General features: G+C 62.8%; 16 protein-coding genes, 1 tRNA gene and 1 pseudogene. 12 read left to right on the forward strand and 6 right to left on the reverse strand.

Annotated features, from left to right (window positions below; translation table 11 throughout):
• Positions 1 to 45 precede the first annotated feature (45 nt).
• On the reverse strand, positions 46 to 1,959 hold the full coding sequence (locus tag ABSY19_RS26610; RefSeq protein ID WP_382157325.1) for a hypothetical protein: 1,914 nt from the start codon (positions 1,957 to 1,959) through the stop codon (positions 46 to 48).
• Between the two features lie 102 nt (positions 1,960 to 2,061).
• Entirely contained in the window at positions 2,062 to 3,060 is a 999-nt protein-coding gene (locus tag ABSY19_RS26615; RefSeq protein WP_382157327.1) for a cupin domain-containing protein, read from the reverse strand.
• A gap of 122 nt (positions 3,061 to 3,182) precedes the next feature.
• Between ABSY19_RS26615 and ABSY19_RS26620 the strand changes: the two genes are divergently transcribed.
• Both ABSY19_RS26620 and ABSY19_RS26625 read left to right on the forward strand, forming a co-directional pair.
• Positions 3,183 to 3,725 (forward strand): carboxymuconolactone decarboxylase family protein, encoded by a 543-nt coding sequence (locus ABSY19_RS26620; protein ID WP_382157329.1) that lies wholly within the window; start codon positions 3,183 to 3,185, stop codon positions 3,723 to 3,725.
• Positions 3,722 to 4,444, forward strand: coding sequence for an MOSC domain-containing protein (locus ABSY19_RS26625; RefSeq protein ID WP_382157331.1), 723 nt, complete (start codon positions 3,722 to 3,724; stop codon positions 4,442 to 4,444). The genes ABSY19_RS26620 and ABSY19_RS26625 overlap by 4 nt, the downstream gene beginning before the upstream one ends.
• A gap of 138 nt (positions 4,445 to 4,582) precedes the next feature.
• Here ABSY19_RS26625 and ABSY19_RS26630 read toward each other — a convergent pair.
• From ABSY19_RS26630 to ABSY19_RS26640, 3 genes and pseudogenes are all read right to left on the reverse strand, one after another.
• A pseudogene (locus ABSY19_RS26630) lies at positions 4,583 to 4,714 on the reverse strand (hypothetical protein); the annotation flags it as partial.
• On the reverse strand, positions 4,707 to 5,051 hold the full coding sequence (locus ABSY19_RS26635) for a helix-turn-helix domain-containing protein (protein WP_382157333.1): 345 nt from the start codon (positions 5,049 to 5,051) through the stop codon (positions 4,707 to 4,709). The gene ABSY19_RS26635 and the pseudogene ABSY19_RS26630, both read right to left, overlap by 8 nt.
• 13 nt (positions 5,052 to 5,064) lie before the next feature.
• Positions 5,065 to 5,304: a helix-turn-helix domain-containing protein gene (locus ABSY19_RS26640; RefSeq protein WP_382157335.1), complete on the reverse strand. Its 240-nt coding sequence runs from the start codon at positions 5,302 to 5,304 to the stop codon at positions 5,065 to 5,067.
• Positions 5,305 to 5,474: 170 nt separating this feature from the next.
• On the opposite strand from ABSY19_RS26640, the gene ABSY19_RS26645 reads away from it, so the two are divergent.
• A complete protein-coding gene (locus tag ABSY19_RS26645; RefSeq protein ID WP_382157337.1) occupies positions 5,475 to 5,747 on the forward strand; it encodes a hypothetical protein in 273 nt (90 codons plus the stop codon).
• Between the two features lie 77 nt (positions 5,748 to 5,824).
• Here ABSY19_RS26645 and ABSY19_RS26650 read toward each other — a convergent pair whose 3' ends face one another.
• Positions 5,825 to 6,925 (reverse strand): alpha/beta hydrolase family protein, encoded by a 1,101-nt coding sequence (locus ABSY19_RS26650; protein WP_382157339.1) that lies wholly within the window; start codon positions 6,923 to 6,925, stop codon positions 5,825 to 5,827.
• Positions 6,926 to 7,350: 425 nt separating this feature from the next.
• Here ABSY19_RS26650 and thrS point away from each other — a divergent pair, with 425 nt between their 5' ends.
• The 9 genes from thrS to ABSY19_RS26695 all read left to right on the forward strand — a co-directional run bounded on the left by thrS (position 7,351) and on the right by ABSY19_RS26695 (position 15,489).
• The gene (gene thrS / locus ABSY19_RS26655; protein WP_382157341.1) at positions 7,351 to 9,258 is read left to right on the forward strand and encodes a threonine--tRNA ligase; all 1,908 of its coding nucleotides are present in this window, start codon (positions 7,351 to 7,353) and stop codon (positions 9,256 to 9,258) included.
• Positions 9,259 to 9,417: 159 nt separating this feature from the next.
• On the forward strand, positions 9,418 to 9,987 hold the full coding sequence (infC, locus tag ABSY19_RS26660) for a translation initiation factor IF-3 (RefSeq protein WP_382163960.1): 570 nt from the start codon (positions 9,418 to 9,420) through the stop codon (positions 9,985 to 9,987).
• 185 nt (positions 9,988 to 10,172) lie between these two features.
• A complete protein-coding gene (gene rpmI / locus ABSY19_RS26665; RefSeq protein WP_159596967.1) occupies positions 10,173 to 10,376 on the forward strand; it encodes a 50S ribosomal protein L35 in 204 nt (67 codons plus the stop codon).
• A gap of 25 nt (positions 10,377 to 10,401) precedes the next feature.
• Positions 10,402 to 10,761: a 50S ribosomal protein L20 gene (gene rplT / locus ABSY19_RS26670; RefSeq protein WP_086120609.1), complete on the forward strand. Its 360-nt coding sequence runs from the start codon at positions 10,402 to 10,404 to the stop codon at positions 10,759 to 10,761.
• 121 nt (positions 10,762 to 10,882) lie between these two features.
• Positions 10,883 to 11,935 (forward strand): phenylalanine--tRNA ligase subunit alpha, encoded by a 1,053-nt coding sequence (gene pheS / locus ABSY19_RS26675; protein ID WP_382157343.1) that lies wholly within the window; start codon positions 10,883 to 10,885, stop codon positions 11,933 to 11,935.
• A gap of 9 nt (positions 11,936 to 11,944) precedes the next feature.
• Positions 11,945 to 14,380 (forward strand): phenylalanine--tRNA ligase subunit beta, encoded by a 2,436-nt coding sequence (pheT, locus tag ABSY19_RS26680; RefSeq protein ID WP_382157345.1) that lies wholly within the window; start codon positions 11,945 to 11,947, stop codon positions 14,378 to 14,380.
• Positions 14,381 to 14,405: 25 nt separating this feature from the next.
• Positions 14,406 to 14,732, forward strand: coding sequence for an integration host factor subunit alpha (locus ABSY19_RS26685; protein WP_297402608.1), 327 nt, complete (start codon positions 14,406 to 14,408; stop codon positions 14,730 to 14,732).
• A 191-nt stretch (positions 14,733 to 14,923) separates the two neighbouring features.
• On the forward strand, positions 14,924 to 15,376 hold the full coding sequence (locus tag ABSY19_RS26690; RefSeq protein ID WP_291112894.1) for a MerR family transcriptional regulator: 453 nt from the start codon (positions 14,924 to 14,926) through the stop codon (positions 15,374 to 15,376).
• A gap of 36 nt (positions 15,377 to 15,412) precedes the next feature.
• Positions 15,413 to 15,489 (forward strand) — tRNA-Pro (locus ABSY19_RS26695).
• Positions 15,490 to 15,693: the final 204 nt, after the last annotated feature.

Here is a 15,693-nt window from a genome sequence, read left to right on the forward strand (position 1 = left end):
GGTTTTTTTGTGGGTGGAGTGCCAATTCGGATGCGCACAGCGCGCTTACGCCGCAAGCCTGCGGATTTCATCCATTAAATCGCCAAAAGCGATGTTGGGCAGCCCGTTGGCGACGTTTTGCAGCTGTCTGGCCATGTCGCTCTTTTCTCGCCTAGGCAGGTCATGAATGGAACGATAGGCCGGGTAAAAAGAACGACCAGGTTGGCCGACGGCCTTCGAAAAATGCCGGATCAAGTAACCAAGCTCATACCCCCGCTCCAAACGGGGCAACAGTGGCAGGGAGCGCAGTGCCATTCTGAAAGTCGGGAGGAGTTCCTCCACGAGGTCGAACTTGAGACAGGTGTTTAGGCGCAGCCTGAGGGGCTTTGACAGTGCGATGGCCAGCTGCTCGGCCTGCCGGTGTTCGGGTGCGTCTTCGATGTAAAGCGCCAGGGCTTCGAATTGTTCACTGTTGCCCAACCGGCCGATGTAAGCAGCGAGATTCAGTGCCACGGCGTGGTTTCGCAAGCCCGAGCGCAATCGGGACAACAGCTGCTCTTGGATCTGTTGCGTTTGCGTGTTTCCACCGTCGTCAATCGGCAGCAGCTTGGACAGAAGTTCAAGTCGTTTGTCCTCGCTCAATCGACCTTGCTCTTGGTGGTGTTCGATGATCCCTTCTAGCCTTTGGACCATCTCGTCGGCGCCAGCAACGTAGTCTGAAGAGAGCGCCAAGGCGTCCAGGAAATGCTCAAAGTCCGTGTGCAACAAGGGCTCGGGCTGAATGGCCAGGACGGCTTCGGCAAACATGGGCCAGTATTGTTCGTTCATGTTGTTGCCGACGCGATTCTTCATGAGCGCGACAAGTGGTTGAATTCTCAATTCTGGAGAATCCAGCAAGTTCAAGCTTTTCAGGAAGCTGCGCACGACGCCGTTGCTCGGCGCGGAGTAGCAAAAGTGTCTGTCTCCCGGGAGGTTTTCTCTCAGAGGGTTGTCGTTGAACCAGCGGATGGAGCGCTGGTAGCGCTGGCTTTTGTCGTTCGTCCTTTTCTCTTTTCCTTCGAGCTTTGGAAAGTGCTCGGCCACCGTCTCCAGAAGTGAGGCTCGGGATGCCATGGACAGTGTTGAGTTCGTGAATTCCAGCAGGTCGGCGATCTCTCTTCGGTCGAGCTTGTCTTCCAAACCGGCGATGACCTCCACCAGCTGTTTCATCAGATCCAGTTGGAGAGGTTGCTCCTTCAACTCGGTGATTTCTTTCAACAAGCCCCTCAGGCGGTTGTTCTCCGCATCTTCGTGGGAGCTGATGAACCTGGAGATTCTGTGGCTGAGCAGCCGGCCGGACAAGGACGGTTCCTGTTGAATCGCCTGCTTCAGGCCCTTGCTCGCGGCGGACGCGCGCGCGAGGTCATTCCCGCTTAGAAAGGGCAGCACATGCTGCTTGAGATGGCGCTCCTTGGGTTCAACCAATGGATTGCAATCTCGTGCTTGCTGGTCGCTCAAAGTGGACCGCCATGCATTGATTTTTTCTTTTTGAGTCGGTTGTGCATCGGCATAGTGAATGCCGATCAATTGAAAAATGCGCACGTTGTCGAGCGTATTTGCAACATCCAGGAGTTTGCTTAGAAGCCGATCGTGCGGCTTCTGGAGCGCAATGGTCAGCAAACGGGAGTACGCCATGCTCCTTGCGTCTTCCCTTCTGGCCTCGAAGCAAGAGAGCTGATCAGCGGAAAGATGCGCGGACCAGATGTCAATGGCGAGTCTCTGGTGCTCATTGGCTTCGAAGTAGATCTCGCCGACGACGCCCGCCATCTCGATGCGGGGCTCGTGGCGAATTCGGTTGAGCAACTGGTTGATGTGGTTGTCGTGTTGGGTGATCAGCGCTTCCTGCAGGGCGGTGTGGATTTGCGTGCGGGTGGGCGGCAAATGGTCTTCGACCGTCTGCGTGTCGAGTTGATGGTTGGAAATGGGTAGCAATGAAGGCATGTCAGATCTTTGATGCTGCTGCTTGGCGGTGAAAGTTCAGCACAAGCAGTGAACGCTCAATTCCAAAGGTTCAAAAAAGGCTGCCTTGGACACGATCACCGGTCAACGGCTCAGCCACCTCGAAGGTGGTCCACGCGGCGGATTTCGCGACCAGCGTGTCACCGGCGGTGGTCTTCGCGATTGCCGCTGCGTCCCACTTGCCCCCGGCCACGCGGTACGTAAGCACGGTGGTGAGCGTCTAGGGGCGGCGTTGCGCTCCCGCCATTCACGCGGCGAGCAGCCCAGGCGCTGGCTGAACAGGCGCGACAGCGCTGGCGCGCTGGCGTAGCCCAGTGCGTCGGCAATCTCCTTGACCTGGCGTCCCTGGCGCAACTGCGTCTGGGCCAGGCTCAGCCGCCAGTCCGCCAGGTAGTTGGCGGGCGTCTGACCCACGGCGGCCTTGAACGCCGCAGCGAACGCGCTGCGGGACATGCCCGCCTCCTGGGCCATGGTGGCCAGGCTCCAGGGCGCACCGGGGTGCTCGTGCAGCCCCACCAGCGCGCGCGCCAGCCGAGGGTCCGCCAGCCCGTTCAGCAGCCCGGGCGGGATGCCAGCCTCGGCCGGATGGTCGATCAGCCAGCGCAGCAGCTGAATCAGCACCACTTCGAACAGGCGATCCGCCAGCAGCCGCTGGCCGCAGCGCAGCCGCTCGGTCTCGGCGAACAGCAGGGCCAGCGCCGGCTCCAACCCCTCCACCCGCGCCAGGGGCAGCAGGATCAAAGGGGGCAGGGCACGCACCAGCGGGTTGCGCTCGCCGCCGTCGAACGCCAGTTCGGCGCAGACGAAATCTGAACCGTCCTGAGGTGGGTTGCGGAACTCGTGCGCCAGCGCCCGTGGGTAGAACAGCAGGCTCGGTTCCGTGATGGTCAGCCGGCGCGGCAGTGCGGTTTTGGCACCGTGCCGCAGTTCCAGTTCGCCGCGCCGCATCACATGCAGGAAGCCACGCCCCGGCTCCGCAGGGAAGCGGCTGACGCCGCACAGCGGCCCGTTGTGGAACAGGTGCGCCCGCACCTTGAAGCGGTCCAGCAGGCTGGACAGGCGGTCGATCGGCAGGTTGCTCATGCGTTGGACGATTCGGTATGTCACATAGACGATTCGTTCCCAATGGTACTTCCTGCCGGCGCACACTGGCGCACAGCAGCTGCTTCATCCCTCCGACCCGAATCCACCGAAAGGACCACACCATGTCACGCGTTCCATTGATCGATCCCGCCCAAGCCACTGGCGAGCGCAAGCAAGTGCTCGACCAGATCCATGGCGCCTTCGGGGCGACGCCGGCGATGTTCCGGGCGGTCGCCAACTCCAGCGCCGCGCTCAAGAGCATGTGGGGCAGTTTTGGCGCCCTGGGTGGTGGCGTGATCTCGCCGAAGCTGGGCGAGCAGATCGCCGTCGCCATCGCTGACCGCAACCAGTGCGAGTACTGCCTGGCCGCCCACAACGCTCTGGGTCGCAAGGCCGGTGCAACGGCCGCCGAGATGGCCGCCGCGCAGCAAGGCGAATCCGACGACCCGAAAACCGCCGCCGCGCTGCGCTTTGCCTTGAAGGTCGTCAACGACCGCGCCCAGCTCGGCGACGCCGACGTGCAGACGCTGCGCGGGGCTGGTTTCAACGACGAGCAGATCGTTGAGATACTCGCCCATGTGGCACTGAACCTTTTCACCAACTACGTGAACGTGGCTTTCGCGGTGCCGGTCGATTTCCCTGCCGTGAAGCTGAGGCCGCGATGAGCGAGGCGCCGGTGATCATCGGCCGCTTGCGCGCCGTGCTGATGGGCAAGGCCCGGCCGTACACCCGGGCCGGCAGCCTCAGCGCGATCGACAAGCAGCCGTGGGACGGCGCCGTCATGGCGGGCCTCACCGGTCTGGAAGGCGATGAGCAGGGTGACCCACGGGTGCATGGTGGACCCGACAAGGCCGTGCATTGCTACACCTGGGTGCATTACGGCGCCTGGCAGCGCGATCTGCCGGGCGAGACGGCTGCCGCCTTGTTGCGCCAACCCGGTGCCTTCGGTGAAAACTTCAGCCTGGAGCCGGGCCTGGACGAAACGAACGTCTGCATCGCCGATCAATGGGCGGTTGGTGATGCGCTGTTCGAGGTGAGCCAGGGCCGTCAGCCTTGCTGGAAGCTCAACGACCGATTTGGCGTGCCCGACATGGCGCGGCGCGTGCAGCAGGGCGGCCACGCTGGCTGGTACCTGCGCGTCTTGCGGCCGGGGCTGGTTCAGACAGGCGATGCGGTTCGGCTCGTGGCACGACCGCACCCGGACTGGACACTGGCGAGGCTGTTGAGCGCCATTGCCGAGCGCGATTGCAACCCCGAAACCTTGGCCCACATTCTGGCGTTGCCGCTGCCGCCTTCCTGGGCCAGGTTGTTTCGTCGGCGACTGGAGACGGGGCAGGTCGAGGCCTGGGCCTCGCGATTGGAAGGGGCGAAAAGCGGTACTTAGCGGACGCGCTGTGTGCGCATGCGCTTCTCGACGTCCTTCATGAAATCCGAGGGGGTGACGTCGAGTGCATCGCAGATGCTTGAACAGAAGCCGCACGCTCGGGCTGTTCTTCCCGAGCTCGATTGCCGAGATGTAGCTTCTATGCACGTCCGCACGAAGTGAAAGCTCGGTCTGGCTCCACTTGCGGCGCGTTCGCAGACTGCGCAATGCCTGCCCGAGTGCCTCATCGGGATCGAATCGACGGCTCGCGTTGTAAGGCTGGTTAGGCAATCTCGCTCATCCAGGTCGAGATCAAGGGCCCGCGTTGCTTTACAGGCACCTTCTTGAGGGCGAGCAGCAAGCCAGCCACGTCGTTCTCTTCGCAGTAGAGATACGCCAGCGGCACACCGAGTGCCTTCGCGATGTTGCGCACCGTGTCCAACGGAGGTTCATGGTTTCCCAGCTCATAGCGGCTGATCCGCGCGCGGCTCGACGACTCGTCGATGCCGATGGCTACCCCTAGTTTTTCCTGAGACCACCCCAATTCTTCCCGTCGCGAGCGAATGCGCTCGCCGACGAGGTTGGGGATGGGGTGGTCGAATTTTTGGCCGCCTGGCTCGAGGTTCATGGCGTGCCAGGTTTTAGCGGGCACGCTGAGCGCGCATGCGCTTTTCGACGTCCTTCATGAGGTCCGACGGGGTGACGTCAAGTGCGTCGCAGAGTTTGAAAATTAGACGCAGACCCGGACTATTCCGCCCCAGCTCAATCTCCGAGAGGTGGCGTCGATCCACGTCTGCGCGAAGTGAGAGCTCGGTCTGGCTCCACTTACGACGCGTACGCAGGTTTCTCAATGCCTGCCCGAATGCTTGATCTGGTTCCACGTAGCTTGCCCTGAAGGATGAGCAAGGTTGGGCCAGAGCAATCTCACAATTGCCGGTAATTCCCGGCAAAATACTCTTGCACCGTTGGTGTCGAGGGGTAGAGCATTGAGGCAAGAAGTTCTTGCCTCAATGCTCAATAGTTCAACCTTTAGCAAATGGAAATCTCAAGCATGGCTATCAGTCTTTATTTCCGAAACGTGCTCACCCGCCTGCGTGATCGAAACGACTTCGCGACCCAAGTGTCCGTCCTCGCCTCTGACGCTTCCCTCCAGCTCGATCAGCTGGCCGCCACGCTGGAGCGCTACACGGATCGAGAGAAAGGGCTCGCGCCCAAGCTGGAGAACCCGAAGATGCTTTTTACCGAGCTGGACCTGCGGTTCGAGGCGCTCTGCAACAAGATCGGTGAGCTGCAAGCTGTCTCGGCCCAACGGGCCAAGCGCTGAATCGGCAAGCCGGGTCGAGAAAGCAGAAACGCCACCCGGCTGGGTGGCGTTCTTTGGGGAAGGAGCGCGAGGGCCTGTCAGCGGCAGTCGTTGGCCGGTGCCTGGTTCGACAGCACGGACGAGATGAAGCGCAACGAATCCGCGCTCGATGCCATGATCACCGAGCCGTGATCTTCGCCCGCGTATTCCTTGTACTGGATGCGCGCGCCCTTGCCACACAGAGCGCCCATCATCTGCCGCGTCGTGGGCGGCGTGACGGTGGTCTGGTCCTTCTCGCCCTGGGCGATGAACACCGGCACTTGCAGCTTGAGCTGGGTAGGGTCCTGCGCGGCAAAGAATTTCACCATCTTGTCGAACTCCGGCCCCTTCTTCAGGTACTGGCCCGGCGCCAGCACGGGCATGCCAAACAAGCCGCCGATGCAGGTGGTCTTGGCCGCCTCGATCTGAGGCTTCATGGCGGGGTGCGTGAGCTTGTCCAGATCGAGGCTCGGGTCCGCCACTTTCGTCGCCAAGGCCGTGATGGCGACGAAGGGCTGAGCGCCGGCCGAGACGGGTTGGCCGTCCACCACGTCGTTCAGGAACTTCAGCACGCCGGGCCCGGTGGGTGCCAGCGCCACGGCGGCCTTCAGCGGATAGGCGGGTGTGCGCTCCTTCATCGAGGCCACCCAGATGACCGCACCCCCACCTTGGCTGTGCCCGGCGGCGATCCATTCCTTGCTGAGCTGGATGGGCAGGGCATGGGCGGCGGTGACGAGGTCGGCCATGGCGTAGGCGTTGCTGCGGCCTTCGAGGTCAGGCCGGCCGGCGAAGGCGCCCCAGCCTTCGTAGTCCGTGCGCAGCACGGCGTAGCCCTGTTTCAGCAGCAGGTTCTGGTATTCGAGCCGGGAGGGCGAAGCTGCCAGAGAGGGGGCGCATTGCGGCGCCACGCCGGTGGTGCCGGTGCCCCAACTCACGACCGGGTAGCCGCCAGCCGGCGGTGGCGTTTTCGGCAGATCGATCAGGCCCTGGACCACGGTGCTCTGCCCCGAGTGCGAGGTGGTGATGTAGGACACCATCCAGCGTTGCGAGGATTCCGTGAGCAGGGACCGGGTCTGGGGCTGGACGTTGACCACCTGGCCGGGGCTGGGCATGGCGTTGCGAGCACCGGGCGTGCTGCCGCACGCGGCGAGGACGGACAAGCTGCCGACAAGAAGCGGGAGGCGGAGAAGCTGGAAATGCATGGATGGGTGCTCCTTCGGGAATGAAACGATTGTTTTATATATAAAACTGTGATTCACATAAGAATCAAGTAAATGGTACTGATGGTCAGCCGATGACTCCATGGGAATTTCCCGGTACCGAAATTCCAAGGAAGAAACGACGCGGTGGCGCATGCCGCGGCGCTGAGGCGAGCAGGGCGACGGTATGTCCGGGTTTTGTGGGAAAATGTTTGCTCTTCTGAATCAGCAAGAGCGAGAAAGGCAATCTGGTTATGACACCGCGAACTATGGAGACCACCTCCACGGCCCTCTGAGGCCTGCAGTTCGCGCCTGCCCGATTGATTTCCTTTTCACCCCACACCAGCGCGGCCCCTGCCGCGCTTTTTTGTTTTCTGGACCTCCCCATGTTGCACATCACGCTCCCCGACGGCTCCCAACGCGAATACTCCGGCCCGGTCACGGTCGCCGACGTGGCGGCCTCGATCGGCACCGGCCTGGCCAAGGCTGCCCTGGCCGGCAAGATCGGCGACAAGGTGGTGGACACCAGCTACCTCATCACGCAGGACAGCCCGCTGTCCATCGTCACGGCGAAGGACGCTGATGGTCTGGAGGTGATCCGCCACTCGACGGCTCACTTGCTGGCCTACGCCGTCAAGGAGCTGTTTCCCGACGCGCAGGTGACCATCGGCCCGGTGATCGAGCACGGCTTCTTCTACGACTTCTCGTACAAGCGCCCCTTCACGCCCGAAGACTTGGTGGCGATCGAAAAGCGCATGGCCGAGCTGGCCGCCAAGGACGAGCCCGTGGTGCGCCGCGTGCTGCCGCGCGACGAGGCCGTGGCGTATTTCAAGGGTCTGGGCGAGTTCTACAAGGCGGAGATCATCGCCAGCATTCCCAGCAACGAGGATGTGTCGCTGTACCGCGAAGGCGCTTTTGAAGACCTGTGCCGTGGCCCGCACGTGCCCAGCACCGGCAAGCTCAAGCACTTCAAGCTCATGAAGGTGGCCGGCGCCTACTGGCGCGGCGACCACCGCAACGAGATGCTGCAACGCATCTACGGCACGGCCTGGGCGACCAAGGACGAGCTGCAGCAGTACCTGACCATGCTGGAAGAGGCCGAGAAGCGCGACCACCGCAAGCTGGGCCGCGAACTGGACCTGTTCCACATCGACGAGCACTCACCGGGCACGGTGTTCTGGCACCCCAAGGGCTGGACGGTGTGGCAGGAGGTGGAGCAGTACATGCGCCGCGTGTACCGCGAGAACGGCTACCAGGAGGTGAAGGGCCCGCAGATCCTGGATCAGGGCCTGTGGGAGAAGACCGGCCACTGGGACAAGTACCGCGAGAACATGTTCGTCACGGAGTCGGAAAAGCGCGACTACGCGCTCAAGCCGATGAACTGCCCGGGCCACATCCTGATCTTCAAGCAGGGGATCAAGAGCTACCGCGATCTGCCGCTGCGCTTTGGTGAATTCGGCCAGTGCCACCGCAACGAGCCCTCGGGCGGCCTGCATGGCATCATGCGCGTGCGCGCCTTCACCCAGGACGACGGCCACATCTTCTGCACGGAAGACCAGATCCAGGCGGAGGTGGTGGCCTTCACCACGCTGCTGCAGAAGGTCTACAAGGACTTCGGCTTCACCGACATCATCTACAAGCTCTCCACACGCCCGGAAAAGCGCATTGGCACGGAAGAGAGCTGGGATCGCGCGGAAAAAGCGCTGGCCGAAGGCTTGCGCACCTCGGGCTGTGACTTCGAGTACCTGCCGGGCGAGGGAGCCTTCTACGGCCCGAAGATCGAATACACCCTCAAGGACGCGCTGGGCCGCCCCTGGCAGTGCGGAACGATGCAAGTCGATCCGAACCTGCCCGAGCGCCTGGACGCCGAATTCGTGGGGGAGGACGGCGCGCGCCACCGCCCCATCATGCTGCACCGCGCCATCGTGGGTAGCCTGGAGCGTTTCATCGGCATCCTGATCGAGCAGCACGCCGGCGCGTTGCCCACCTGGCTGGCGCCGGTGCAGGTGGCGGTGCTCAACATCACCGATTCCCAGGCCGAATACTGTCTGGAAATCGCGAAAACTCTGCAGAATCAAGGGCTTAGGGTGACGACGGACCTGCGCAACGAGAAAATTACGTATAAAATACGGGAGCACGCGTTGCAAAAGCTGCCTTTTATCCTTGTCGTGGGCGACAAAGAGAAAGAAGCTGGTGCCGTGGCTGTGCGGGCGCGAGGGAACAAAGACCTCGGTGTCATGCCGCTGGAAGCCTTTTCCAAATTGATCGCGGCTGACGTTTCATCCAAAGTTTGATTTCAAACATCTGGCTGGATGCCCCTGCTGCCATGGCGCACTTCGTGTGCGTGAGGCGGCCGGGTGGCCGCCAATTCGCCTGAACCGGCCCACACAAAGGAACTCACCATAGCTACCAACTTTCGCGACCGCCGCCAACGTGAAGAGCGCGCACACAGACTGAACCGGGAAATCATGGCCCCTGAGGTTCGCCTCAACGGCCCCGAGAACGAGCCCTTGGGCATCGTCAGTTTGCAGGAAGCGCTGCGCATGGCCGGTGAGCTGGATGTGGACCTGGTCGAAATCGCGGCCACTGCCGTCCCTCCGGTGTGTCGCCTGATGGACTACGGCAAGTTCAAGTACCAGGAGCAGAAGAAGGCGGCGGAAGCCAAGGCCAAGCAGACGGTCATCGAGATCAAGGAAATCAAGTTCCGGCCCGGTACCGACGACGGCGACTACAACATCAAGATGCGCAACATCCGGCGCTTTCTGGACGATGGTGACAAGTGCAAGATCACGCTGCGGTTCCGCGGCCGTGAGATCACCCACCAGGATCTGGGGCTGGCCCTGCTGAACCGCATTCGCGATGAGTTGGCCGATTCGATCGTGGTGGAGCAGTTTCCGAAGCTCGAAGGGCGCCAGATGATCATGATGATCGCGCCCGGCCGCAAGAAGGCCGGTGGAGCGGCCAAACCCGCCGAGGCCGCTGCAGCAGCAGCAGCGCCTGCGGCAAGCCAGTCGGCCGCCTGAGGGCGGTTGGCGGCCAAGAACAGCATTGGACGGGCAGGGTAGTCTCCTGCCGGTCCGAGGCGCTGGCTGAAAAGCCGGACGCCGAATCGGGGAGCCGAAAGGCTGCCCATAAAAGTGGCTCGGGGCCAACAAGTCCGCGGAAGGTTCGCGGCGCCTCACGAGCACAAATGAAAAGGAGCATGAAGATGCCCAAAATGAAGACCAAGAGCAGCGCGAAGAAGCGTTTTCGCGTTCGTCCCGGTGGCACCGTCAAGCGCGGTCAAGCCTTCAAGCGTCACATCCTGACCAAGAAGACCACCAAGAACAAGCGCCACCTGCGTGGAGCAGTCACCGTGCATGAGACCAACATGGGTCACATGGCACAGATGCTGCCCGGCACGGGCATTTGATCAACGACGAACAAGGAGAACACACATGCCTCGCGTCAAACGTGGTGTAACGGCTCGCGCCCGACACAAAAAGGTTCTGGCTCTGGCCAAAGGTTTCCGCGGCCGCCGCGGCAACGTCTTCCGCATCGCCAAACAGGCGGTGATGAAGGCTGGGCAATATGCCTACCGCGATCGCCGCACGAAAAAGCGCGTCTTCCGTCAACTGTGGATCGCCCGTATCAATGCGGGTGCCCGTGCTTGCGGCCTGACGTACAGCCAATTCGCCAACGGCCTGAAGAAGGCCCAGATCGAAATCGACCGCAAGGTGCTGGCCGATCTGGCGGTGAACGATCCGGCTGCCTTTGGCAGCATCGTGGAGCAAGTCAAAGCCAAGCTGGCCGCTTGATTCACGGCAGGAGCGCGCCGCCTCACGGCGGTGTGCTCCGTCGCTCAAAGGGGTTGAGGCTTGAGGGATTCCCTCGCTGGCTTCAACCCCTTTTTTATTTCCCAACGATTCAAGCACACACATGAACGAGTTGGACGCATTGGTCGAGAGCGCCCGTGCCGGGTTTGTTCAAGCCGCCACGCCGGCCGATCTGGAAAACGCCAAGGCCCAGTACCTGGGCAAGTCGGGCCGCATCACCGAGCTGATGAAGGGCCTGGGCGCGCTCTCCGTGGAAGAGAAGAAGACCCGTGGCGCGGCCATCAACCAGGCCAAGCAGGCGATCGAAGGCGCGCTGACCGAGCGGCGCCAGGCTCTGGCCGATGCCGAGTTGCAGGCGCAACTCAAGGCCGAGGCGCTCGACGTGACCTTGCCCGGTCGCCAGCGCGGCCAGGGTGGTCTTCACCCGGTGAGCCTGACGCTGGAGCGCATCGAAGCGATCTTCGGCTCGATGGGCTTCGAGGTGGCCGACGGCCCCGAGATCGAATCCGACTGGTTCAACTTCACCGCCCTGAACACGCCGGAAGACCATCCCGCGCGTTCGATGCACGACACGTTCTATGTGGAGGGGGGCAGCGAGAAGGCGCCCAACCTCCTGCGCACGCACACCAGCCCGATGCAGATCCGCCACGCGGTGCAGCACGTCAAGCGCCACCGCGCCGACCTGGATGCGGGGCGTTCCATGCCCGAGATCCGCGTGATCGCGCCTGGCCGCACCTACCGGGTGGACAGCGATGCGACGCACTCGCCGATGTTCCACCAGTGCGAAGGCCTGTGGGTCGGCGAGAACGTCAGCTTCAAGGACCTGAAGTACGTCTTCACGGATTTCTGCCGCACCTTCTTCGAGTCCGACGATCTCGTGCTGCGCTTCCGCCCCAGCTTCTTTCCCTTCACCGAGCCCAGCGCCGAGATCGACATCCAGTTCCAGCACGGTCCCCTGGCGGGTCGTTGGCTGGAGGTGGCGGGCTCCGGCCAGGTGCACCCGAACGTGGTGCGCAACATGGGCCTGGATCCTGAGCGCTACATCGGCTTTGCTTTCGGCATGGGGCCGGACCGCCTGACCATGCTGCGCTACGGGGTCAATGACCTGCGTCTGTTCTTCGACGGTGACGTCCGTTTTCTCGCCCAGTTCCGCTGAGACCACGACATGCAATTTCCCGAATCCTGGCTGCGTGCCTTCTGCAATCCACCCCTGACCAGCCAGCAACTGGCCGACACCCTGACCATGGCGGGTCTGGAGGTCGAAGAGCTGGAGCCGGTGGCGCCTCCGTTCACCAAGGTGGTGGTGGGCGAGATCAAGGACGCCGTGCAACACCCCAATGCCGATCGCCTGCGCGTGTGCCAGGTGGACGTGGGGCAGGGCAGTCTGCTCAACATCGTCTGTGGTGCGCCCAATGCCCGCGTGGGCATCAAGGTGCCTTGCGCGCTGGTGGGGGCCGAGTTGCCACCCGGCGAAGACGGCAAGCCCTTCCTGATCAAGCTGGGCAAGCTGCGTGGCGTGGAGAGCCAGGGCATGCTGTGCTCGGCGCGCGAGCTCAAGCTGTCCGAAGACCATGGCGGTCTGCTGGAGCTGCCGGCCGACGCGCCCGTGGGGCGCGATATCCGCGAACAGCTCGCGCTGGACGACATGCTGTTCACGCTCAAGCTCACGCCCAATCTGGCGCATTGCCTGAGCGTGTACGGCGTTGCCCGCGAGGTGTCGGCGCTCACCGGCTCGCCTCTGATCGAGCCGGCGTTTCCGGCGGTGGCGGCACCCCTGCAGGATCGCCTGCCGGTGCGCGTGGAAGCCCCCGAGCTGTGTGGCCGTTTCACCGGGCGCATCGTGCGTGGCGTGAACACCCGCGCCACCACGCCGGCCTGGATGGTCGAGCGGCTGGCGCGTTGCGGCCAGCGCAGCGTCTCCCCACTGGTGGACATCTCCAACTACGTGATGTTCGAACTGGGCCGCCCGTCCCACATCTTCGATCTCGACAAGATCCATGGTGGCCTGCAGGTGCGTTGGGGTCGGGAAGGCGAATCGCTCAAGCTGCTCAATGGCAACACGGTCGCGGTGGACGCGCGGGTTGGTGTGATCGCGGACGATCAAAGCGTTGAATCGCTGGCCGGCATCATGGGCGGCGACTCCACGGCGGTGTCGGACGGCACGCAGAACATCTACATCGAAGCCGCCTTCTGGTGGCCCAAGTCCATTGCGGGCCGTTCGCGCCGCTACAACTTCTCCACCGACGCCGGTCACCGGTTCGAGCGGGGTGTGGACCCGTCCACCACGCGCGAGCACGTGGAGCGCATCACGCAGTTGGTGCTGGACATCTGCGGTGGTCAGGCCGCCGTGCTGGACGACCACGTGGTGCAGCTGCCCACGCCGCAACCCGTGAGCCTGCGGGTGGCTCGCGCGGCCAAGGTCATCGGCATGCCGGTCGACCAGGCCCAGTGCGCGGGTGCCCTGCGCCGCCTGGGCTTGCCGGTGGAAGAGGGCGATGGCGTGCTCACGGTCATGCCGCCCGCCTACCGTTTCGACCTGCAGATCGAAGAAGACCTGATCGAAGAGGTCGCCCGCATCGTCGGCTACGAGAAGTTGCCCGACACGCCGCCGCTGGCGCCCATCACGGCCAAGATCCGCACCGAGGCGCGCCGCGGTCCGTTTGCGGTTCGCCGCAGCCTGGCGCAGCTGGGCTATCAGGAAACCATCAATTTCAGCTTCGTGGAAGAGCGTTGGGAGCGCGAACTGGCCGGCAATGACGATCCGATCCGCCTGCTGAACCCCATCGCCAGCCAGATGAGCGTGATGCGCTCGTCTTTGCTCGGCAGCTTGCTGTCGGTCCTCAAATTCAACCTGGATCGGCGGACCGATCGCGTGCGCCTGTTCGAAGTTGGGCGTGTGTTCTTCAAGGACGCCTCCATCGTCGAGAGCGACACGACCGTGGCCGGCTTCCGCCAGCCCATGCGCGTGGCCGGCCTGGCCTACGGTGCCACCGACACGCTTCAATGGGGCGCCGCCGAACGCGCCGTGGACTTCTTCGACGTGAAGGGCGATGTGCAGGCCTTGCTGGCCCCGCGCCGGCCTGAGTTCAAGGTGGCTGAACACCCGGCGATGCACCCGGGGCGCTGCGCCAGCGTCTGGCTGGACGACCGCTGCATCGGCCATGTCGGTGAACTGCACCCCCGCTGGCGCCAGGGCTACGAGGTGGCGCAGGCTCCGGTGCTGTTCGAGCTGGAGCTCGATGCCGTGCTGGACCGCCTCGTGCCGGCCTACCAGGCGGTGAGCCGCCACCAGGCGGTGGAGCGCGATCTGGCCATCGTGGTCAAGGAGTCGGTGACCCACGCCGCTGTGCTGGAGGCGATCCGCGCGCCGGCGAGCCCCTGGTTGCGCGACGTCGTGCTGTTCGACGTGTACCGGCCCAAGAAGCAGGCGTCGTCCGAGAGCACGCCCCCGGGGTCGCTGGCCGCGGATGAAAAAAGCCTGGCGGTGCGGCTGGTGCTCAACCGCGACGACGCTACACTGACCGAAGAGGACATCGACGCGACCGTCAACGCCGCCGTCGAGGCGGTGGCCCAGCGTGTGGCTGGCCGGTTGCGTGCCTGATACGAACAAAATGGAGAATGCCCGCATGGAACTCGCTGTGGAAAGCCTGGAAACGCCTGCCCTGACCAAGGCACAGCTCGCTGAGCTGCTGTTCGACCAGATTGGCCTGAACAAGCGCGAATCCAAGGACATGATCGATGCCTTCTTCGATCTGATCACCGACAGCCTGGTGAACGGCACCGACGTGAAGATTTCGGGTTTCGGCAATTTCCAGATCCGCACCAAGGCGCCCAGGCCCGGGCGCAACCCGAGAACGGGTGAACCCGTGGCCATCGAAGCGCGCCGCGTGGTGACGTTTCACGCCAGTCCCAAGCTCAAGGAACAGGTGCAGACCGCCATCATCGGGGGTTGAGCGCACCCCGGGACGGCAACAGCCGACCGGCCGCCACTGCGGTCTTCACAACACAAAACGCCCCGATTTGGGGCGTTTTTGTTGGCGGGCGGGGCCGTTGCAACATTTCACACGGAAATGTTCACCATGCCGTGCACACACGCACCAGTTAGAGTAGATTTCAAGGTTCGGTCCGTACCGCCTTGATTTTCATGGAAAAAACGCTTCCACCCATTCCCGCCAAACGCTACTTCACCATTGGTGAAGTGGGCGAGCTGTGTGGCGTCAAGCCGCACGTGCTGCGGTACTGGGAGCAGGAGTTCACGCAGCTCAGGCCCATGAAGCGGCGCGGCAATCGCCGTTATTACCAGCACCATGAGGTGTTGATGATCCGCCGCATCCGCGAGCTTCTGTACGACCAGGGGTTCACCATCAGCGGTGCACGCAACAAGCTGCAGGAAATCGTTCAGGCCGAGCGCGACAAGCGCCGCAACGAGGAAGATGAAGCCATCGATGTGATCGACCTCGATGAAGTCGTTCATGGTGACGTGGTGATCCCCTTGATCGAAGCCGAATACCCTGTGCACACCGGTTCAGGCGGCCTCCTGCACGACGTTCGGCGTGAACTGCTTGAAATTCGTGAGCTTCTGAGGCACTCTGCCTGATTTGCCCTCATTTGGACGCTATAATTTGAGGCTTGTCGGCGTGTAGCGCAGCCTGGTAGCGCACTTGCATGGGGTGCAAGGGGTCGCGAGTTCGAATCCCGCCACGCCGACCATTTTTACGAAAGCCCGGAATCGAAAGATTCCGGGCTTTTCTGTTTTTTGTCTCTGCGGAAAAACCGAATCCCAAGAAAATCAAAACGCTTTGCGCGCTTGTTGAGAAAGTGCTGTCAAATCGTCACACGGGTCTGACAGAATTCTCCCCATTTTGAGGGAGCGCCAAACCGGCAATATGTCCGCTTTTGACCCGTATTTGCTTA

This window comes from Hydrogenophaga sp. ANAO-22, from assembly GCF_042466645.1.
In the GTDB taxonomy this organism is placed as follows: Bacteria; Pseudomonadota; Gammaproteobacteria; order Burkholderiales; family Burkholderiaceae_C; genus Hydrogenophaga.